Annotated in this window: 16 protein-coding genes; 8 read left to right on the forward strand and 8 right to left on the reverse strand. The window is 59.3% G+C overall.

Annotation, left to right across the window (positions count from 1 at the left end):
* The first annotated feature begins 5 nt into the window (after positions 1 to 5).
* The gene (locus FKG94_RS03935; RefSeq protein WP_142902887.1) at positions 6 to 1,139 is read left to right on the forward strand and encodes an efflux RND transporter periplasmic adaptor subunit; all 1,134 of its coding nucleotides are present in this window, start codon (positions 6 to 8) and stop codon (positions 1,137 to 1,139) included.
* A 335-nt stretch (positions 1,140 to 1,474) separates the two neighbouring features.
* Here the strand turns inward: FKG94_RS03935 and FKG94_RS03940 are convergent, their stop codons facing one another.
* The 3 genes from FKG94_RS03940 to FKG94_RS03950 all read right to left on the reverse strand — a co-directional run bounded on the left by FKG94_RS03940 (position 1,475) and on the right by FKG94_RS03950 (position 3,260).
* Positions 1,475 to 2,035 carry a YceI family protein gene (locus FKG94_RS03940; protein ID WP_246124931.1) on the reverse strand — a complete coding sequence of 187 codons (561 nt, stop codon included), beginning with the start codon at positions 2,033 to 2,035 and terminating at the stop codon, positions 1,475 to 1,477.
* Between the two features lie 35 nt (positions 2,036 to 2,070).
* The gene (locus FKG94_RS03945; protein ID WP_142902889.1) at positions 2,071 to 2,643 is read right to left on the reverse strand and encodes a cytochrome b; all 573 of its coding nucleotides are present in this window, start codon (positions 2,641 to 2,643) and stop codon (positions 2,071 to 2,073) included.
* A gap of 227 nt (positions 2,644 to 2,870) precedes the next feature.
* Positions 2,871 to 3,260 (reverse strand): phasin family protein, encoded by a 390-nt coding sequence (locus FKG94_RS03950; protein ID WP_142902890.1) that lies wholly within the window; start codon positions 3,258 to 3,260, stop codon positions 2,871 to 2,873.
* 212 nt (positions 3,261 to 3,472) lie between these two features.
* Here FKG94_RS03950 and FKG94_RS03955 point away from each other — a divergent pair, with 212 nt between their 5' ends.
* The 4 genes from FKG94_RS03955 to FKG94_RS03970 all read left to right on the forward strand — a co-directional run bounded on the left by FKG94_RS03955 (position 3,473) and on the right by FKG94_RS03970 (position 8,745).
* Positions 3,473 to 4,138, forward strand: coding sequence for a TetR/AcrR family transcriptional regulator (locus FKG94_RS03955; RefSeq protein ID WP_142902891.1), 666 nt, complete (start codon positions 3,473 to 3,475; stop codon positions 4,136 to 4,138).
* A gap of 35 nt (positions 4,139 to 4,173) precedes the next feature.
* The gene (locus FKG94_RS03960; protein ID WP_218943424.1) at positions 4,174 to 6,003 is read left to right on the forward strand and encodes an alpha/beta fold hydrolase; all 1,830 of its coding nucleotides are present in this window, start codon (positions 4,174 to 4,176) and stop codon (positions 6,001 to 6,003) included.
* A gap of 29 nt (positions 6,004 to 6,032) precedes the next feature.
* Complete coding sequence (gene phaZ / locus FKG94_RS03965) at positions 6,033 to 6,881, forward strand: poly(3-hydroxyalkanoate) depolymerase (RefSeq protein WP_142902892.1); 849 nt, start codon at positions 6,033 to 6,035, stop codon at positions 6,879 to 6,881.
* 367 nt (positions 6,882 to 7,248) lie between these two features.
* A complete protein-coding gene (locus FKG94_RS03970) occupies positions 7,249 to 8,745 on the forward strand; it encodes a WS/DGAT/MGAT family O-acyltransferase (protein ID WP_142902893.1) in 1,497 nt (498 codons plus the stop codon).
* A gap of 4 nt (positions 8,746 to 8,749) precedes the next feature.
* Here the strand turns inward: FKG94_RS03970 and FKG94_RS03975 are convergent, their stop codons facing one another.
* The 3 genes from FKG94_RS03975 to FKG94_RS03985 form a co-directional block, all read right to left on the reverse strand.
* A complete protein-coding gene (locus FKG94_RS03975) occupies positions 8,750 to 8,992 on the reverse strand; it encodes a DUF6316 family protein (RefSeq protein ID WP_142902894.1) in 243 nt (80 codons plus the stop codon).
* A 650-nt stretch (positions 8,993 to 9,642) separates the two neighbouring features.
* Entirely contained in the window at positions 9,643 to 10,248 is a 606-nt protein-coding gene (locus tag FKG94_RS03980) for a redoxin domain-containing protein (protein WP_142902895.1), read from the reverse strand.
* A 28-nt stretch (positions 10,249 to 10,276) separates the two neighbouring features.
* Positions 10,277 to 11,116, reverse strand: a complete 840-nt coding sequence (locus FKG94_RS03985; protein ID WP_142902896.1) for a protein-disulfide reductase DsbD domain-containing protein — start codon at positions 11,114 to 11,116, stop codon at positions 10,277 to 10,279.
* A gap of 166 nt (positions 11,117 to 11,282) precedes the next feature.
* Between FKG94_RS03985 and FKG94_RS03990 the strand changes: the two genes are divergently transcribed.
* The 3 genes from FKG94_RS03990 to FKG94_RS04000 all read left to right on the forward strand — a co-directional run bounded on the left by FKG94_RS03990 (position 11,283) and on the right by FKG94_RS04000 (position 16,527).
* Positions 11,283 to 12,710 (forward strand): serine hydrolase domain-containing protein, encoded by a 1,428-nt coding sequence (locus FKG94_RS03990; protein ID WP_142902897.1) that lies wholly within the window; start codon positions 11,283 to 11,285, stop codon positions 12,708 to 12,710.
* Between the two features lie 182 nt (positions 12,711 to 12,892).
* Positions 12,893 to 14,767 (forward strand): DUF885 domain-containing protein, encoded by a 1,875-nt coding sequence (locus FKG94_RS03995; protein WP_142902898.1) that lies wholly within the window; start codon positions 12,893 to 12,895, stop codon positions 14,765 to 14,767.
* Between the two features lie 80 nt (positions 14,768 to 14,847).
* Positions 14,848 to 16,527, forward strand: a complete 1,680-nt coding sequence (locus FKG94_RS04000) for a response regulator (RefSeq protein WP_142902899.1) — start codon at positions 14,848 to 14,850, stop codon at positions 16,525 to 16,527.
* Here FKG94_RS04000 and FKG94_RS04005 read toward each other — a convergent pair.
* Positions 16,487 to 18,271, reverse strand: a complete 1,785-nt coding sequence (locus FKG94_RS04005; protein ID WP_246124913.1) for a bifunctional protein-serine/threonine kinase/phosphatase — start codon at positions 18,269 to 18,271, stop codon at positions 16,487 to 16,489. The genes FKG94_RS04000 and FKG94_RS04005 overlap by 41 nt on opposite strands.
* Positions 18,261 to 19,727 (reverse strand): NarK family nitrate/nitrite MFS transporter, encoded by a 1,467-nt coding sequence (locus FKG94_RS04010; RefSeq protein ID WP_142902900.1) that lies wholly within the window; start codon positions 19,725 to 19,727, stop codon positions 18,261 to 18,263. The genes FKG94_RS04005 and FKG94_RS04010 overlap by 11 nt, the downstream gene beginning before the upstream one ends.
* Between the last annotated feature and the right edge of the window lie 170 nt (positions 19,728 to 19,897).

Consider the following 19,897-nt stretch of genomic DNA (forward strand, 5'->3'; position numbering starts at 1 on the left):
ACAGTATGCAAACAAGCGGGAGAAGCAGCGCCACCCTGTCATCACGACAACGACTTCAACTGACGGCCGGCATCGTCCTCGCGGCGGTCATCTACGCCGTGTCGACCACACCCGCCCGGGCCCAGACCGAGCCGGCGGCGGTGCAGGTCCAGATCGACCGCGTCAAGGAATTCTCCGTCCAGCCGAAGGTCAAGGTCGCCGGCACCCTGCACAGCCGCAACCGGGTGGCGATAAACGCCGGTATCGACGGCCAACTGGAATGGGTGGCCGAGCCGGGCACGGCCATTGCGCAGGGACAGAATATCGTCAAGTTCAACGCCCGACCGCTGGCGCTGCAACTGGCGGAACAACAGGCCATTATCAAGCGCAACCAGGTGCAATTGCAGTACCTCGGGCGCGAAGCAAAGCGCATCGAGGCCCTGAGACAGAACAATAATGCCTCTCTCGATGAGCTGGAACGCATCCAGTCGCGGCGCGATCTGGCGGCCGGAGATCTGGCAATCGCCCGCGCCCGGGTCGAGCAGATCAAGGAGCGGCTCGAGCGCACCGAGATCAAAGCGCCGTTCAACGGCACCGTTACCGAACGCCTCCATCGCGGCGGCGAGGAAGTCAATCGCAAGGACCTGATCGCCCGCTTTCTCGACACCGATCACCTGGAACTGCGGGTGTTCGTGCCGGTAAAACATTTTTCACAGGTGGCAGTGGGCGACACGCTGACGTTGAGCAGCGGCGACACCACCTATGACGGTCACAACGTGGTGTTCGAGGGCAAGGTGCGGGTGATCGTGCCCAACGCCGATGTCCGTTCCCAGACCTTCGAGGTGCGCATCGACGTTCCCGTACCCGCCACTCGCCACTGGACCGCCGGGCAACTGGTGGAAACCGCGATCCCGCTGAAGTACGGGAAAAACGCGCTGGCGGTGCCGCGCGACGCCCTGCTGCTGCGCCGCGACGGCACCTACGTGGTGTTGATCGACAACCAAAACAAGGCCCACCGCGTAAAAGTGACGGTCGGCAATGCGCAGGACCAGTGGGTATCGGTCTCGGGTCGGCTCGCCAAAGGCGACCGGGTGGCGGTGCGCGGCGCGGAACGCCTGAAAGAAGGGGATAAGGTTACTGTTACGGAACCGGCGGCCTGAATCGGATCAGTTTGAGTTGCCTGATGAGATCGCAAGCAGCACGATAGAGTTTAAGGCCGATCCAACGGCGGCACGGTGCGGGGACGTAACTTTAGTTGCGTCCCCTTCGAGGAGAACCACGCCACCCTCAAACCGCACCGCCTCCGGCGGCACAGTGCCGCAAAAAGCATCATCACTTGCTCACAACATCACTGGGAAACAAAAGAAAACCGCAGTACACCGGGCAGGTGTTCTTAAGGAAGGGGAGTGGCACCATTCTAAGGGGACGCAACTAAAGTTACGTCCCCGCACCGTGCCACCGGAAGTGGTGCCTACTGCCCAAGGACACATCAACCTTACTTGCGTATGCCTTCAACCGTCAAAAACAATTCGACCTGGCCGGACTCCGGCCCCAACTGCTCGATCATCTTGATACCGAATTCGTCGGGCATAATAACCGCACGGCCTTCAAAACCATGGCGGTAGCCACCCCAGGGATCGACGCCGCCGCCGATGTGCTCCACCGCAATAGTAACCGGCCGGGTCACCCCATGCAGCGTCAGGTTACCGGTGAGTTCGCCGGTACTTTTGCCGGTCGGTTTGTAGGCGGTGCTTTTGAACGTCGCTTTGGGAAATTTATCGGTGTTGAGAAAATCCGACGAGCGCAGGTGCTTGTCCCGCTCGGCATGGTTGGAATCCACACTGGAAGTGTCTATCTCCAGCGAAATCCTGCTGGCTTCGGGTCGCTTCGGGTCGTACCTGAAATCGCCGGAGAATTTGTTGAAGCGGCCGTACAGCCAACTGTACCCCAGGTGTTTGACGCGAAACTGGACGAACGCGTGCATGCCCTTGGTGTCGATCACATAATTGTCCGCCTGTGCGCCGGCGCTCAGCAGAACAGCCCCTGACAAGGCCATGACGGTCGTCAAAATACCCGCTAGCTTTTTCATAGTTACTCTCCGTTACTTCCATCACTCAAAGATCGGGGAACAAGCATACGCAACAACGTGTTGTCGCGGTCAATGAAATGGTGCTTTAACGCCGCCAGACCATGGGCTGCACCCAGCCCGATAACAGTAAATGCCAGTATCTCGTGCACATCGCCGGCGATATCCTCCAAGTTGTCTATTCCGGTAATGGTGGCCGGCAGGATAAACCAGTCGAAGACCGATATCCCCTGGCCTTTCGCCGTGGTAATCAGATAGCCGCTGGCGAACATCGCCAACAGCAGAATATAAAACAGTGCGTGGACCCCGCGGGCAACAGCTTGCTCCCAGACGCGATGGCTCGGCAACGGCGTTGGTCGCGGGTTGCCGAGACGCCACAGCAAACGCAGAATGACCACGGCAGCCAGCAGCACACCAATGCTGCGGTGCAGGTCCGGACCCCGCTGATACCAGGCATCATAGTAGGTCAAGTCCACCATCCACAGCCCCAGCGCGAACAGACCGACAACGGTTAGTGCGGTCAGCCAGTGGAGGACAATGGCTACCGAGCCATAGGCCGTTGGCGTGTTTTTCAACATGAAACTGAACACATCCCCCTGTTCACACCTGCCGGCAACAGGCTTTAACCGATACCAAGCTGCAATACTACAGCACTGAGGGCGCTTAGGAAAAAGCATGACGCCTGGGTCATCCGTGATATCGGCGCGGCGGGATGGGTATACACAAAAAAACCACCCCGGCGTTGCCGGGGTGGTTACAAGGCCAACACTGGTGAGAGCGCTGGTATACTTCCGGATCGGTGGGTTTACTTCTTCTCGGCGGTCTTCGCCTCGGCCAGCTTGGCCACGATCTCGGTCAGGGCGTCGACTTTAGCGCTCAATTCATCCAGTTTGGTGGCTTCTTCGCTCTCGCTGAGACCCAATTTGCTGCGTACCTGGTTGACACTGCTTTCAAACGCCTGGGTGGACTGCACGCGCGCCTCTTCCAGCTTGGTGCGGGTCACGGCTTCTATCTCAGCGCCCTTATCCACCAACTCGCCGAACAGTTGTGATGTCTTTTCGTTGATTTGCTTGTACTGGTCCAACGCCTCGTCAAAACTGCGACCGTAGGCCCCCAGACCTGCCAGCCAGATTTTCTTGGCCAGTGATTCTTTCGCTTCGGTGCTAGTTTCCGCTTGTGCTTCTTTCGCCGCCATAGTAGCCTCCGGGACTGTAGTAAAAAGTAAGTTAAAGAAATAAACTCAACAAATTAGAAAAATTCAAAAAATACCAATAAAAATACACGATAAGAACTGCCGCTGAATCTGGTGAGAACGATACCGATAAAAATTAGAAACCGCTTACTAATACTCGGCAACACATAGACACATATCGAATATTAGCGGCGCCAGTAAGAATCTTCCGAAATATGGTAGTTCGTACTAGAGATCGTATCGCCCTGACCGCCCGCGAATTGTTCAACCTGGAAGGCGAACAGAATGTCGCGATGGTGGACATCGCCATGGCGATGGATATCAGCCCGGGCAACCTTTACTACCACTACCGCGGCAAAGAGCAACTGATACCGGCACTGGTCGACCTGTTCGAGCGGGAAATCGAGCAACTGCTGCACGCGCCACTGGACAACCTCGACTCCCTGGGCGACCACTGGAGCTATCTTTACCTGCTGCTCGAAGCGATTCACAACAACCGCTTTATCTACAACAATCTGACCGACATCAGCCAGAGAGATAAATCCCTGGCGCGCCGCTTCGCCCGCACTCTCGCCCTGAAACGCAAAACAGTCGGGGCACTTTGCACTAAACTTTCCAAACAGGGACACATAACGCTGGACGCCCCGAGCCGCGATAACCTGCTAGATACGCTGGTGCTGACGCTGACCTACTGGCTCAACTACGCCGCACTGCAGTACCCGAATGAGGACTTATCGATCCGGCTGCACCGGGGGGTATATCGACTGGCCACGCTGTTGGCGCCGTATATGAATGACCGGCAGGCATTTGCCGAGCACTGCCGGCTACTCTACCAATCGCAGTTACCGATAAAACCGACCGGCGCCATAGCGCCGGCCTAGAATAACAAGCGCATTGAGGCGAGGAGGGAAACATCATGTCAGATGACAGTTCCGCAAAACAAAACAACCGGGAGCTGATAGATAAACTGTTGGGCACCGTCAAAGAACTCGATGCCGCCATCAAATACCTCGACGCCGACGTCGCCAAGGAGGTGCGGGATAAACTGGGACACCTGGTCGCCGGCAACAAGCCCCACAATACCCAAAAGGAGGCCGGCGAAAGGGCCACTGAGGCGATCCTCGGCCCCAACCCCATGGTCGGCCTGAGCGGTCGCGACATCGGCAATGCCGCGGTGGACGTCGCCAAACAGGCGCTGGCCAATCCCGGCAAAACCCTGCGCAGCGCCGGTCGCCTGGGCCGGGAAGTGCTCACAATCCTGGCCGGCAAATCGCAGCTCAAGCCGGAGCGCGGCGACAAGCGCTTCCTCGACCCGACCTGGACCCAAAACCCGGTGTACCGGCGCCTGATGCAGGCCTACCTGGCCTGGACCCGACAGATGCAGGCACTGTGCGACGACATCATGGAAATGGAGGACGATAAAAAGCGGGCGCGCTTTATCATGGCGTTGCTGACCGACACTTTCTCGCCCACCAACACGCTCGCCAACCCGGCTGCCATCAAGCGGCTGCTGGAGACCGGCGGCATCAGCCTGGTCAAAGGCTTTCAACATTTTCTCGACGACATGCGCAACAACGGCGGCCTGCCGTCCCAGGTGGATACCTCGGCGTTTGAGGTGGGCGAGAATATCGCCACCTCCGCCGGCGCCGTGGTGTTTCGCAACGAGTTGCTGGAGTTGATCCAGTATGCGCCAACGACCGACAAGGTGTACAAGCGCCCGCTGCTCACCATCCCGCCGCAGATCAATAAATTCTATGTACTCGACCTCACCCCCGACAAAAGCATGGTGAAGTTTCTCACCGACAGCGGCTTTCAGTATTTCGTCATCAGTTGGCGCAACCCCACGGTGCGCCATCGCGACTGCGGCATGAATGAATATGTAGCCGCCGTGATTGAGGCAATGGATGTCGTGCGCGAGATTACCGGCGCCAAGGATATCAATATCACCGGGGCCTGCTCGGGCGGTATCACCGCGGTGATTAGCCTGGCCCACCTGGCCGCCAAAAAACAAAAAAAAGTGCACACCGCGACGCTGATGGTCAGTATGCTGGATACCGTAACCGAAGCCGAGGCGGCCCTGTTCGCCACCGAGTCCACGGTGGAATTCGCCAAACAGCGCTCCCACAAAAAGGGCTACGTCGACAGCCGCGAGATGGCCAATGCCTTTGCCTGGCTCAGGCCCAACGACCTGATTTGGAACTATTGGGTCAACAACTATCTGATGGGCAACAATCCGCCGGCGTTCGATATCCTCTACTGGAACAACGACGCCACCCGTCTCTCGGCGGCGCTGCACCGGGACTTCATCGATATTTTCGCCCAGAACGCCCTGGTGGAAGACCAGGGCCTGGAGATACTGGGCACTCCCATCGACTTAAACGCTATCGCAGTCGATTACTACTGCGTCGCAGGCATCACCGACCATATCACTCCCTGGAAAACCTGTTACCGCTCGCAAAAACTGCTCGGCGGCAAGGGCACTTTCGTGCTCGCCAACAGCGGCCACATCCAAAGTCTGGTGAATCCGCCGCTCAACCCCAAAGCCAAGTTTTTCAGCAACGACGATCTGAGTCTGGAGCCGAACGCCTGGCTCGAGGCCGCCAGCCTCCAGCAAGGCTCCTGGTGGGTGCACTGGGGCGAATGGCTGGCACAGAAATCCGGCAACCAGGTCGCGGCGCCGGCGAACCTGGGCAGTGCGACCCACGAGGTTCTGATGGAGGCCCCCGGGCGCTATGTGTTTGAATAGGTTTCAGTTACGAGAGGTAGTGGCAGTCAATGCGTTATTTTACATTGGAAATCGATGCTCAACAGTTGCGGGTCGGCGTCAAAGCGGGTAGCGGCGGCCAAACACCGCTGTTGCTGTTCAACGGTATCGGCGCCAATCTGGAGCTGCTGGAACCCTTTACCCTGTCGCCGGAGATGGCGGACACTGAAATCATCACCTTCGATATTCCCGGCACCGGCGGTTCGCCAAACCCCAGCAAGCCCTACCGTTTTCCGGGTATGGCAAAAATGGCGTCGCGCCTGCTCGACCAGTTGTCCTACGGCCAGGTGGATGTGCTGGGTCTTTCCTGGGGCGGCGCACTGGCACAACAATACGCCAAGGATCATCCCGACCGCTGCCGGCGCCTGGTGCTGGCCGCCACCAGCACCGGCATGATTGCGGTGCCGCCCAAGCTCGGCGTACTGCTGCGCATGGCCACGCCGCGGCGCTACCTGCAGACGTCTTATATGCAGCGCATCGCCCCTTCCATTTACGGCGGACGGTTCCGCCGCGACCAAAAAAGCATCACCGAGCACCGTAAAAAAGTTATCGCACCGTCGATGATGGGCTATGCATGCCAACTGTTTGCCGGCTATGGCTGGACCAGCCTTCCCTGGCTGCGCCGGATCAGGCAACCGACACTGATCATGTCCGGCGACGATGATCCGCTGATTCCGCTCGCCAATGCGAAAATCCTGCACCGCCTGATCCGCAACAGCCGCCTGGAAATCATGCCCTGCGGACACCTGTTTATGTTGACCATGGCCGCCCAGACCGCGGAGCTGGTGCGCGAGTTCTGTGCCGAACAAAATCACGGTGTACTGCGCCCGTCACGAGCTGCCAGTGGCCAAACCGGGTAACGCCGAAAATAAAAACCGATAACGATGGACGACGACAGCAACCAGCGCTTCGACAAATGAAGATTTTCACCCAAAGTGGGTTTTGATGTCCTAGCCGACACGGTCTCGATCCGGGCCGAGCCCTTCGGGACACGGACTAGGCGTCCCCCCGGTACATACATCCCTGTAGGCTCTACGCCAGCATCCCTGCTGGCGAAGGTCCCGAAGGGCTCGGCCCGGATCGAGACCTCAGTGCCACCGAAGTGACAATGTTTTCTGGTCGAAGTACTGGATAGCAACAGCCGTTGGCAGTAATCGACAGCAACAACAGTTTGCAATGACATATTAGGCACAAAACATAGGCTGACTCGACGCAGGAGAAAACATCATGCAACAGCTCTCGGGGATGGACGCATCCTTTCTCTATTTTGAAACCGCAAACATGCCGATGCATATCGGCGGCCTGCAGATTTATGATCAGTCGACGGCGCCGGACGGCCAAGTGGGTTTCAAAGACATACTGCGTTTTTTCGAAAGCCGCCTGCACAAAGCACCGAGTTTTCGCCGGCGCGCGGTACGGGTGCCGCTGGGTGCCGACCACCCCTACTGGATCGAGGACCCGGAGTTCGACCTGGAATTTCACGTGCGCCACGTCGCTCTGCCCAGGCCCGGCGACTGGCGCCAGTTGTGCATCGAAACCTCGCGCCTGCTGTCGCGGCCGCTGGATGAACGCAAACCGCTGTGGGAGGCATACATTATCGAGGGGTTGGACAACGTGGAAGGCATGCCGAAGGGTGCGTTTGCCATGCTGACCAAAATTCACCACGCCTGCGTCGACGGCCTGTCGGGGGCGGAGATTGCCAAGGCCATCCACGACACCGCCCCCGGGGTGACGGTGGAGCCGCCACAGCGACCCTGGGTGGCCGAGCGCCTGCCCACCGGCATGGAGCTGTTCGGTCGCACACTGGTGAGCGGCATCAAGCGTCCGTTCCAGTTTGCCCGCCTGGTGGGCACCAGTATTCCGGTGGTGAAAAACGTCGCCGAGGGTTTTATCAAGCGGGAGTTGAAGCTGAATCTGCGGGTACCGCGCACGCGTTTTAACGAAGCCGTGTCGCCGCACCGGGTCTTCGACGGGCGCAGCTTCGACCTCGAGGAAATCCGCGCGATCAAGACCGCCGTTGCCGGCGCCACCGTCAATGACGTCGCCGTCGCCGTGTGCGGCGGCGCTCTGCGCAAATACCTGCAGGCAAAGAATGAACTGCCGGCGCAAACCTGTGTCGCCATGGCGCCGATCTCGGTGCGTACCGAAGCCCAGCGCCACGATGCCGGCAACCTGGTGTCGGCCATGAGTTTGCCGATTCGCTCCGATATCGAAGACCCGCTGGAGCGGTTGCGGGCGGTGCACGAGGAATCGCAACAGGCGAAAAAGCTGGCCGCCACCGTGGGCGGACAAATGGCGGTGGAGGCGGCGCAGTTCCTGCCGGCGGCGGTGGTACCACTGGCGGTGCGCGCCTACGAACGCAGCGGTTTGAACAAGCGTGTGCCGGCACTGGTGAACTGCATCATCACCAATGTGCCGAGCGCCAACTTTCCTCTTTACTCCATGGGCTGTGAAATGGTGGCCCACTTCGGCCTCGGCCCCATCACCCACGGTGTCGGTCTGTTCCAGCCGATCGTCAGCTACAACGGCCGGGTCACCATCAGCGCTGTCTCCTGTCGCGATATGATGCCCGACCCGGCATTCTATATGGAGTGTCTGGAGGCGGCTTACGATGAACTCAAGCTTGCCGCCATCGGAGAGCCTGAAGTTGCGGCGGAGAAAAAAAGCGCGCCGAAGAAAAGAGCGGCGCGCAGGCCGACAAAAAAATCGGACCCGGCGCCTTAGGAGATCACTTCAACAGCGTCGAGGCCCAGAAGCCGTGCTTTGCCAGTCTGGCCCCGTAGGTACCGCTGCCGGATTCGTTGTTGGTGTATTTGATATAGAGTTTCACCGCGGTCTCCGCAACGCTGCGGGACACAAACGGCCCGACGTTTTCGCCTTCGCGGGTGGAAAAAAACCAGCCGTCGCTGGTATTGTAAAACCGATCGAACCGATACCACCGCTGTTCGACTTCGCCAACTCTGCATTTCATAGACTTTAACTTCTCCTCTGCCGGTGCGGTCGGCGACCGCACCGGCACCGGACATTGAGCCCTCCCCCGGTGTGCCGCGCCGGCAATAACGGGGGAGTGCAGTTAACCTTGGACTCTGCGTCAATTTTCCGTCGACCAGAGTCCGGTAAAACCAGGTCCCTTGTGCAAGTTCCCTTGATGTAGTTCCTTTTAATAAAGTTTCCTTGTCTAACTTCCCTTGGGTAAGAACACAGGCGATTTTCGTACCAACATAAAAATTTCTTTTAAAAACAGAAAGTTATGTTTAGGAGTTAACTATCATGTAAAAAATTGCGACAAAAATACGTCAGAATCACCGGTGGCACTTCTCGCGGTGGCACGGTGCGGGGACGTAACTTCAGTTGCGTCCCCTTCGAGCGGGACCACGCCACCCTCAAACGGCACCTCTACCAGTGGCACGGTGCAGGTAACAACATCGGCGGAACTATTTTGCGGCGAAAAGTATCGTCACTCGCTCAAAACTCAGAGGGAGAGATAAAAAAGAAACCGCAGCACACCGGAAAGGTGCCCTAATAGAGGGGAGCGGCACCCCGACCCCACACCGTGCCGAAGGAGGAGGTGCCGATAACAATCCGAGAGGATTTCGGCAGGTCGCAGCCCCTACACGGTTTTTAATATTTCACTGTACAACCATAAGCCCGCGTCACAGGCTTACTGATAACGGCACCGGCCAGCAGCTCAGTCATGCCCTGCTCCACATAATTGGTGGCCCGCTCGATATCGGCCACATTCGCGGAATTGATACTGTCAATAGCCCCCATATACCGCAAAGTTCCCTTACTATCGATAATGTACATGTGCGGCGTGGTCTTGGCCGCATAGAGACGCCCCACTGTTCCCGCCGCATCCATCAACACCCGCGAAGGTTTGGCCGCGCGGCTGGTCGTCAGGCGATCAGCTTCTTGCGCACTGACATGCCCCTGCTTGCCCGGCGCCGAAGAAATCACCGACAGCCACACTACCCCCTCCCCGGTATACTTCTCCTGCAGGGCCTGCATATTGCCACTGGCGTAGTGCTTTTCCACAAACGGACACAGGTGATTGGTCCACTCCAGAATCACCACCTTGCCGGCATAGTCGTCCAGACTGACCTGGTTACCACGGGTATCGGCGACAGAAAAAGACGGCGCCGGCTGACCGATAACCGGCTTGGCACTGCTCAAACCGCTACCGATAACAGCGGCCACTACCACGATCCACAACGTCAGGGTTTTCATAATATAAGGCTCTCCAGAAGTCCATCCATCAGGGTTTGAATTTGACCAGCCAGGCCCGGCGCCGGTCGACGACCAACAACCCCTCGACACTGTCCGGCAAACGGGTAAACGTCAGGGCCCGGGGCTGCTCGATACTCAACCGGTTTTTCTTCCAGCGCAGCTTGGCGGGCTCCCCGTACTCCACCAGGTCTTCGGTGGCGGGAATAAACTCCACCCGCTGCGCCCCGTCGAAGACCGGCTGGGTGGCATAGATATCAATGGCGATCGCCTCACCGCCCGCCACCGCCGAGGCGCCCAGCAGACCCAGTGGTTGGGGTTGGCGCTCGCGGGCGCGGCGAAACAGCGGCGCCACCTGCGCGTCGACCACAGCGGCGCCCGCCCGTACCGGCAGCGTCAACTCGAGCCGCGCTGAACCCGGCACACAGGTCTCCTTACACACCAGCCAACTGGCTTGCGCGACCAGCGACACCGGACCCGCCGGCACCGACTCGGCAACCCGGACCGCCACCGGCAACAGCACCTGGTCGTGGTAGCCGAAGTTCATCAAATGTTGTACCGGTATGGGTTGCGGGAACGGCCATTGAATGGCACCCATATCGATACCGGCAGGCGTATCCCAGTTCAATCGGGGCGGCATACCTGAATCGCCCGGGTTGCGCCAATAGACGTGCCAGTCCGGATCGGGTTGTAACAACAGCCCGACGGTTACTGTCCCGCCGGGTATCAGACTGTCGACCTCACTGACCAGGCTGGCGCGGATATGGGGCTGGCGCACCGGTTCGGTGGTCAGCGCCTGCAGCGGCAGCGACAGGCAGGCGATCGCCAGCCATCCCATCCAGCGCCAGTATCCCCCTTTACCATCGCCCATTGCGGCTCCCACTCATTTTTTGTCAACGGCAAGTTTGGACCGGCGAATGGCCGGCGAGTTCGCCCCTGTTGTTCGATATCTTCATCTGCCCGGCTTCCCACCCCTACTCCCATCGAGCAAAACCCCCTAAGATTGGCCGTTCGCAGTTACCAGCGGGAGTAAACCCATGATTTTCAGGGCTTTGAGCGCCACCTGTCCTGCGGGGGCGGGCCTGTTGTCGGCGGTGACAGTCTCGATGGTGATAATGGCAATCGACGCCCGCGCAACCGCCGCCGACTACACCACACTGCTCGCGGATATCGATACTATCCGCAAAAACTACGGCGTGCCCGCAGTGGGCTTCAGTCTCACCGATAAGAATCGAGTACTGTGGTCCGGCGCCCTGGGCGTAACCGATATCAAAACCCGCCGGCCGGTAACCCCGCAAACGCGATTTCGCATCGGCTCCATCACCAAAGCGTTTACCGGCCTGGCGGCACTGGCGCTGCAGGAGGACGGCAAGCTGCGCCTGTCCGACCCGATCGCCCGCTGGGTACCCGCCGGTCTCTACCACAATCCCTGGGCGCAGACACACCCGATCCGCGTCGCACACCTGCTGGAACATACCGCGGGCTTTACCGATATGTCGCCGGCAGAGTTTGACCACAACATTCCCATCGCCGCCTTGCCGGCGCTGGCGTTGCACCCGCAATCGCGCCGGGCGCGCTGGCCGCCGGGGTATCACGCCTCCTACTCCAACTCCGGCGCCGGTCTGGCCGGCCTGATTATCGAGCAGTTGGCGGACCAGTCCTATGAAACCTTTGTAGAGCGACGGTTACTGCAACCGCTGGCGATGGCAAACACCGGGTTTTCCCCGCACCGGCAACTGGCCCAGGGCTATCAGGCCGACGGCATCGAGCCGATTCCCTACTGGCACATTTTGTTTCGCCCCGCCGGGGCCATCAACAGCACCCCGCGGGATATGGCGGCATTTGTCAGACTGCTGCTCAACAATGGCCGCCACCGCGGCCGCCAGCTGCTGGCGCCGGCCTCCGTCGCCCGAATGGAAAAACCCGCCACCACCCTGGCCGCCAAGTCCGGCCTCAACCACGGTTACGGACTCGGTGTTTACCAATGGCTGCACAATGGCTTTCGCTTCCATGGCCACGGCGGCGACGGCGACGGTTATCTCGCCCACTTCGGCTACAACCGCGACAGTGGTCTCGGTTACTTCGTCGTGGTGACGGTTTTCAATCACCGGCCGTTGCGGGAGATTCGCACTAAAATCGAAGATCATATTGTGCGCAACCTGCCCGCGCCGGTAAAACCGATAGCTGCCGACAGTGCTGTTCCACTCAAACGCTATGAAGGCAGCTACCACCCGGTCACCTATCGTTTCGGCGAGCGACCCGAGCGCGACGAAAAGCTAAAGGTATTTTTGCGCGACGGCAAACTGCACACCCGGATCAATAAGCGCCGCAGCCGGCCGTTGATTGCCGTCAACGGCGGCCACTTTCGCCGCCCGGGTGACACCGTCGCCACTATGGCTTTTGTGGAGGCGCAAGGAGAAATGTATCTGCAGGCGGATTTCGGCAACTACCGGCGGGAGCGATAGCCCGCATATTGCCCGGGTGTCGAACCAGGAACAGCGGGCAACCTGCAACAAATAAATTTGCGTATAACAGTTCATTATTCGTCTTCAGGTGTGGAGAGGGACAGGTGCTATAAGCAAGCTCAAAAAAGTACCAAGGCAGAGCGTTGCACACCATCAGTACACAAACGCAATAGGAACTTCCAATGACCATCAGAGAGTTATTCATCATAATAACCGCCGCAGCCTTATTGACAGCCTGCTCCGATAACGGCCGGCAGGTGGCGAGCGAAACCCAGACCGCGCCTCAGGCCACCGTCACCCGCGCCGAGATAGATACCCTGGTAGACACCCACACACTGGCATTTATGCAATCACAACCGGTGTTATCGACATTGCTGGATATCGATGAGAAGCTGGTCGGCGGTAAGTACAACCACCGCCTGCCGGACTATTCGCCGGACGGTATGAACGCCGTACAAAGCGCTATGGCAGCCGCCGCCGCGCAGTTGGACGCGGTCAACCGCGACGGGCTGTCCGCCAAAGACCGGCTGCACCTGGATGTAGTTGCCGTCATCGACCGCTACTACGCCGGCCACCAGCCTTTCAGCGCCGGTTATATCGATACCTGGGGCGGACATCTGCCCTACATCGTCAACCAGATCGCCGGGCCGCTGATCGATATTCCCAAAGCCATGCAGGTCCAGCAGCGCATTGCCAGCCTCGAGGATGCGCGGGACTATCTGGCGCGCCTGCAGGCCTTTGCGCCGTTTACCGAGCAGGTGCTCGCCAAGCTCAAAGCCGATGAAAGCGCCGGTGTAATCCTGCCGAAAAAACTGTTCGGCAAAACCCTGACTTACTTCGACAACTTCCTGGCCGCCACGCCCGCCGAGCACGCCCTGGTAACCACCTTCAGCACACGGCTGGAGAAAGTCGACGCCCTCTCCGCCGCACAACGCCAGCAGTTAACCCAGCAGGCAATCGATAACGTCAACGCTGTGGTTTACCCGGGTTACCAAAAGATTGCGGCTTTTATGCGCGAACAGGAACAGCGCGCGCCCTCAAACGACGGCATCTGGGCCCAGCCCGGCGGCGCGGATTACTATCTCCACGCCATTCAATTCCTTGGGGACTCCGCCCTCAGTGCCGCCGCCATTCACACCACCGGTGTCAATGAAGTGCAGCGCATCACCACCGAGATGGACGGCATTCTCAAAGCCAACGGCTTGACCGACGGCAGCGTCGGCGAGCGGATGATGGCGCTGAACAGCGATCCGCGTTTTCTCTATGAGGACTCCGATGCCGGGCGGGCGCAGCTACTGGCCGATCTCAACACTCAGGTGGAAGAAGTGATGGCAAAGGCGCCGGCCATGTTTGCCACTTTACCCGACGCCGATATAGAGGTCAGGCGCATCCCGGTGGTCTCCCAGGCCGGTGAGGCGGGCGGATTCTATACCGCCCCCTCCCTGGACGGCAGCCGGCCCGGTATCTATTGGATCAATCTGCGCGACATGAAGGCCAACCCCAGCTATAGCCTCAAGACGCTCACTTACCACGAAGCCGTACCCGGACACCATTTTCAAATCGCTTTGAATATGGCCCAGACCGATATCGGTCTGTTGCGCCAAAATGCGCCGTTCAATGCCTACGTCGAGGGCTGGGCGCTGTATTCGGAACTGCTGGCAAAAGAAATGGGCATGTACCAGGACGACCCCTGGGGAGACCTGGGTCGTTTGCAGGCGGAACTGTATCGCGCCGTACGCCTGGTGGTGGATACCGGTCTGCACGCCAAGCAGTGGACCCGGGAACAGGCCATCGATTACTTTTACCAGACCACCGGCAACCCCATCACCGATGTGATCGCCGAAATCGAGCGCTATATGGCCTGGCCGGGCCAGGCACTCGGTTACAAACTGGGTATGCTGCAATTTGTGGAGCTGCGGGCCAAAGCCCAGACGGCTCTCGGCGAGGCCTTCGATCTGCGGGAATTCCACGACCTGATTCTGCTGCCCGGCGCGCGCCCGATGGCTGCGGTGCAACGGGATGTGACCGCCTGGATCGCCGCCAAACAAAGCGGCTAGCCGCTGCCGGTTTCTTCACCTACACTGAAAGAAGCCGGGGAGCAGGATGGACGAGGGGCCGGATCAGACGCCGGTACACCATGCAGCAAATCGACGTAATCAAGATATACAGCACCAAAAAGTGCCTGATCATCGATGACTTCACAGAGGTGCGCGGTTCCCTCAAACGCATGTTGAAGGCATTTGGCGCCTCTCATATCGACACCGCCGCCAGCGGCAGGGATGCCATCCACATGTGCCAGGCGCGCACCTACGATATCGTCCTGTGCGACTACAACCTGGGTACCGGTAAAGACGGCCAACAGATTCTCGAGGAGCTGCGCTACCTGCGCGCACTGACCAACACCAGCCTGTTTGTGATGATCACCGCCGAGTCCTCCCGGCAGATGGTGCTCGGCGCCCTCGAATGCCAGCCCGACGACTACATCACCAAGCCGATTACCCAGGCCTCCCTGCGCCTGCGCCTGGACAAGGCGTTGATCAAGCACCAGGTTTTTTTCGATATCAAACAGGCCATCGACAACCGCGACTACCACCGCGGCCTGGCATTGTGCGACCAGGTCATGGACGGGCACAGAAGATACGCCGCCGACTGTTTGCGGATAAAGGCGCAACTCCACTACCTGCTGAACCAGCACGAAGAGGCCATCACCCTCTATCGGGAGACACTGGCGGAGAAGCCTCACACCTGGGCCAAACTGGGACTGGGGAAAACCCTGCTGGCCACCGGTGAACTCGATGAGGCGGAGGCGTTGCTGCTGGCTGTGATCGAGGAAGACACCCGCTATGTGGAAGCCCACGATTTACTGGCCGAACTCTACGCGGCGAGAAACGATACCCTGACCGCCCAGGCGTACACAACCCAGGCCACGGAGGTGTCGCCAAGATCGGTGGTGCGCCACCGTCAGCTGGCCGCGCTGGCCGAGCAAAACCACGATGACGACGTCTGTATCGGCTCTCACCAAAACGCCATCAAATGGGGGTTGGACTCCTGCCATGAATCTGCGCAGGACACGTTTAACTACGCCCGAAAAATCGCCGAGGTGGTCAACGGCGACACCTCGGCCGAGGGCAGGGCGAAAGCCAAGCAGGCCATGAAAAGCCTCGACCGGGTGGTGAAGCGCTTTGCCGAGGACAGTGCGGTAGCCCTGCAGGCCAAGCTGGTGGAGACCCAGGTGCACGCCAGCCAGAAAGACACCGAGGCGGCGGCTGCAGCCGCCGCGCAGGCGCACGCCCTCTATGAAGAAACAGAGGACCCCGCAATCGAGACCAGCCTCGATTGCGCCCGCGCCCTGCTGGCAACCGGTCGCCACAGGGAAGCCCAGATACTGCTGGTGCGCCTGGCGCGGGAACACCCGGACGATGCCGACCTGATCGCCAAGATCGACGCCCTGGCACAGGAGCCGGTCAGTGAGCCCGGCAAAAAACTCGCCGGCGATCTGACCCGCCAGGGTATCAGCCAGTATGAGGCAAAACAGTACCGCGAGGCGATCGACACGTTTACCGAGGCGATCGGCCTGTACCCGAAGCATATCGGCCTGAACCTCAATCTGGTCCAGGTAATACTGGCTGAGGCCAAGGCCAGGCAAAACCTGGGCGAATACACCAGCCTCTACCGCCGCTGCCTGCGCCAGGTGACGGGTATCGGCGCCAATCACCCGCAGTTCGAGCGTTTCAGCTACCTGCAGCGACAGATAAAAAAGCTCGAAGCCGCCACCACTAGCGACTCATCCACAACCACTGCCCAACTACCAGAATAAACAACAGTGCGGTCACCAATTGCCAGAAGCGAGTCGGGTTGCGCTCCAGCAAGGGCGCGCTTTCACTGCGCTCGAGCGCAGCCCGATTGGGGGTGCACAGGTCCTGCAAAAACTCTGATAACGCCTGGTAGCGGCGCGCCGGCTGGGGCCGGGTGGCACGGCGCAGCGCCAGGTCAACCCACACAGGCAGGGCCGGGCACACCAGGCGCGCTGAACGGTAGTGCCACTGATCGAAGCGCACCGGCGGGCGCCGGTGCACATTCGACATCGCAAAAGGCACTCTGCCGGTCAGCATTTCGTAGACGACAACACCCAGCGAAAAGATATCGGACTGATGGGTGCCGCGCTGCCCGAGCAGGTATTCCGGCGCGATATAGTCGACCGAGCCCACCGGATACTGCTCGTGCAACGGTGCCGCGATTTCCTCCAGGCCGCCCACCTGCACAGTGCCAAAATCAATTAGTTTGATCTGGCCGGTCGCCGTGACCATGATGTTTTCCGGTTTCAAATCGCGGTGCACCATGCCCATACGTTGAAACACCCGCAGCGCTGTGATCACACCACGGGTCACATCCCTCACCTCGGTCAGCGATGGTTGCGGATGATCAAACATCCACTGTCGCAGCGTTTGTCCTTCAATATATTCACACAAATGGTAGAGAAACGGGCTGGCCGGCGGCGCATACATTTTCATCACCCCGCGGTGATCGATCCGCTGCCCGACCCAGCGCTCGCGGATAAAACTTTCCAGGTATTGCGGATCGTCAGCAAAATTCGGCGACGGCGCCTTCAGCACTTTGAGGTCGTCACCGGCGGGGTCCCGAACCAGATAAACGTGGCTGCGGGTGCCGTTGTGCAGCACCCGCAAGACCTCGTAACCATCCAACTTCATGCCCTCCTCCAGCGCCGGCGGAATAGCCAGTTGGGTGAGCTTGCGGTGCACTTCGTCGATATCTTCAAGCGGCACCTGGTTGACGCGCACCAACAGACAGCTGAGATTGTCATCACTGCCGCGGGCCAGCGCCCGCTCGACAACCCGGGTCGCCAGCGCTTCCAGGTTCGCATCCGGGTCGCCGAGCCCCGCCCGCAACAAGTCGCCGAGTGCCTTGAGTGGCAACACACCGTGCACACCGTCGGAGGTCAATATCAATATATCTCCGGACTGCACCTCCTCGCCGTGATAGTCCACTTCTAAATGGGTATCCATACCCAGGGCGCGGATCAGGCAACCGGCATCTTCCGCGCGGGTGTGATCGCGGGTCAGCAGTTCGAGCGTCGAGCCGCGCAAGCGGTAGATACGACTGTCACCGACATGCAGCAGGTGCGCGGTGTTGGATTTGACGATAGCGGCGCTGAACGTCGTCACCAGACTGTTGTGCGGCAGCGTCTGCTGGCGCCCGTGGTGATAGAGCCAGGCATTGAGAGCCGCCAGCACCCGCGCTGCCGCGGTTTTTACCGGCCAGGTGTCAGGGGTGCTGTAGTAGTCCTCGATAAAGTGGGTCACGCTGGTCTGGCTGGCCAGTTGAGCGTTGTCGCTGCTGCTGACCCCATCGGCGATACAGGCGACGACACCTTTTAACTGCCGCGCACCGGCAGCCGGCTGGTGGGCGGCAAAGGCATCCTGGTTCTCCGCCTTGCGCCCCGCTGCCGTGTAGCCGCCGAACTCCACGTCCAACCGCCTCTGACTCTGTGCGGCGGTGCCGGTTGGCACCATATCGACCGGGCGTTTGTGGTCAACCCACATTGATCAGTTCCACGGAACCGTCTTCGCGCACTTCGGCTATATGACCCTCGGGTTCTTCCATAAACAACAACGTGATAAATCCCAATACCGCGGTGGCGGCAATAACCAGAAAGAAAGTAGCGTAGTCAACAAACGACAACACCGTCAGGTAAGTCACCGCACCCACATTGCCGTAAGCACCGGTCATACCGGCAATCTGCCCGGTGAGACGGCGTTTGATCAGCGGCACCACCGCAAACACCGCGCCCTCGCCGGACTGCACGAAAAAAGAACAGACCATAGCTGCCAGCACCGCCGCCCAGAGCGCCCACTGGCTGTCGACCAGCGACATGGTGAAGTACCCCAGGGCCAGGCCGCCGGTCAAAATCAACAACGTGGGTTTGCGGCCGCACTTATCGGAAATCCAGCCGCCGGCCGGGCGCGACATCAGATTCATAAAGGCGTAAGCAGAGGCCACCATGCCCGCCATCACCGCACTCAGTTCAAAGGTTTCAGCAAAAAACAGTGGCAACATCGACACCACGGCCAACTCCGAACCAAACGTGGCGAAATACAACACGTTCAGCACAGCCACCTGTTTGAACGGGTAGCGATGCAGCGGGGCCACCGGTTTGACGAAAATATTGCGGTTGACTTTCCAGACCTGGGACACCTCGTACAGGTACAGTGCTGCCAAACCCAGATAAATTCCGTAAACCGCGCCCTGGCTGACCATATCGACACCGGCGGGCGACAGCTTCCAGGCCAAGCAAGCGAGGGCCGCGTACATGGGAATCTTCATCAACAGCAGAAAGAAAAAATCGCCCTTGCTGGTCACCTCCATAGCCATGCTGTTTTTGGGTTTAAAATACGTGGAGCCTTTGGGCGTATCCGTAACATTGGCATAGTAGATAAACGAAAACCCCAGGCTCAGCAAACCGGTGACGCCGATCGCATAGCGCCAGCCGTTCTCGCCACCAAACAGCAGCGCCAGCGTCGGCAACGTAAAAGCCGCCGCCGCCGAACCGAAGTTACCCCAGCCGCCGTAGATGCCCTCGGCCGTACCCAGTTCGCCGGCCGGAAACCACTCGGAGACCATGCGGATACCGATAACAAAACCGGCGCCGATAAAGCCGAGCAAAAAGCGGGAAATGGCCAGTTGGGTAAAGTCATCGGCCAGCGCAAACATAAAACAGGGTACCGACCCCAGCGCCAGCAGCGCGGAGTAAACCAGGCGCGGGCCGTAGCGATCGGTCAACATGCCGATCACGATACGCGCCGGTATCGTCAGGGCCACGTTGAGAATCAGCAGTGTTTTAACCTGGTCGGCTTGCAGTCCGAGGCTGGCGGCTATCGCCTGCAGCATGGGAGCGTGGTTGAACCACACTACAAACGTAATAAAAAACGCGATCCAACTGAGGTGCAGCACCTTCATTTTTCCTGTAAAGGACAGCAGGTTGAACTTTTCCACAGACATAGTCGTCCCCTCGATGCTCAGGCATCTTCATTAGTCATAGAATTGAAAAAAACGGGCGGACGTGCCGCCCTGCTTAGGGCCTGTTAACCCTCTTTCAGTTAGCTCTGTTGGGCCTGACAAAGCGCCAATCTAGGCGCGAGGAGCGTGGTTTGGTACAACCAAATGAGTGA

Source organism: Exilibacterium tricleocarpae (assembly GCF_007004655.1).
GTDB classification, from domain to species: Bacteria; Pseudomonadota; Gammaproteobacteria; order Pseudomonadales; family Cellvibrionaceae; genus Exilibacterium; species Exilibacterium tricleocarpae.

Bases quoted from the DNA above. Each gene is read 5' to 3' on its own strand.
- FKG94_RS04005 (WP_246124913.1), bottom strand. From the start codon at position 18,271: ATGTGGGTTGACCACAAACGCCCGGTCGATATGGTGCCAACCGGCACC.
- FKG94_RS03950 (WP_142902890.1), bottom strand. From the start codon at position 3,260: ATGGCGGCGAAAGAAGCACAAGCGGAAACTAGCACCGAAGCGAAAGAA.
- phaZ (WP_142902892.1), top strand. From the start codon at position 6,033: ATGCGTTATTTTACATTGGAAATCGATGCTCAACAGTTGCGGGTCGGC.
- FKG94_RS04010 (WP_142902900.1), bottom strand. From the start codon at position 19,727: ATGTCTGTGGAAAAGTTCAACCTGCTGTCCTTTACAGGAAAAATGAAG.
- FKG94_RS03970 (WP_142902893.1), top strand. From the start codon at position 7,249: ATGCAACAGCTCTCGGGGATGGACGCATCCTTTCTCTATTTTGAAACC.
- FKG94_RS03960 (WP_218943424.1), top strand. From the start codon at position 4,174: ATGTCAGATGACAGTTCCGCAAAACAAAACAACCGGGAGCTGATAGAT.
- FKG94_RS03975 (WP_142902894.1), bottom strand. From the start codon at position 8,992: ATGAAATGCAGAGTTGGCGAAGTCGAACAGCGGTGGTATCGGTTCGAT.
- FKG94_RS03985 (WP_142902896.1), bottom strand. From the start codon at position 11,116: ATGGGCGATGGTAAAGGGGGATACTGGCGCTGGATGGGATGGCTGGCG.
- FKG94_RS03990 (WP_142902897.1), top strand. From the start codon at position 11,283: ATGATTTTCAGGGCTTTGAGCGCCACCTGTCCTGCGGGGGCGGGCCTG.
- FKG94_RS03995 (WP_142902898.1), top strand. From the start codon at position 12,893: ATGACCATCAGAGAGTTATTCATCATAATAACCGCCGCAGCCTTATTG.
- FKG94_RS03935 (WP_142902887.1), top strand. From the start codon at position 6: ATGCAAACAAGCGGGAGAAGCAGCGCCACCCTGTCATCACGACAACGA.
- FKG94_RS03955 (WP_142902891.1), top strand. From the start codon at position 3,473: ATGGTAGTTCGTACTAGAGATCGTATCGCCCTGACCGCCCGCGAATTG.
- FKG94_RS03945 (WP_142902889.1), bottom strand. From the start codon at position 2,643: ATGTTGAAAAACACGCCAACGGCCTATGGCTCGGTAGCCATTGTCCTC.
- FKG94_RS04000 (WP_142902899.1), top strand. From the start codon at position 14,848: ATGCAGCAAATCGACGTAATCAAGATATACAGCACCAAAAAGTGCCTG.
- FKG94_RS03940 (WP_246124931.1), bottom strand. From the start codon at position 2,035: ATGGCCTTGTCAGGGGCTGTTCTGCTGAGCGCCGGCGCACAGGCGGAC.
- FKG94_RS03980 (WP_142902895.1), bottom strand. From the start codon at position 10,248: ATGAAAACCCTGACGTTGTGGATCGTGGTAGTGGCCGCTGTTATCGGT.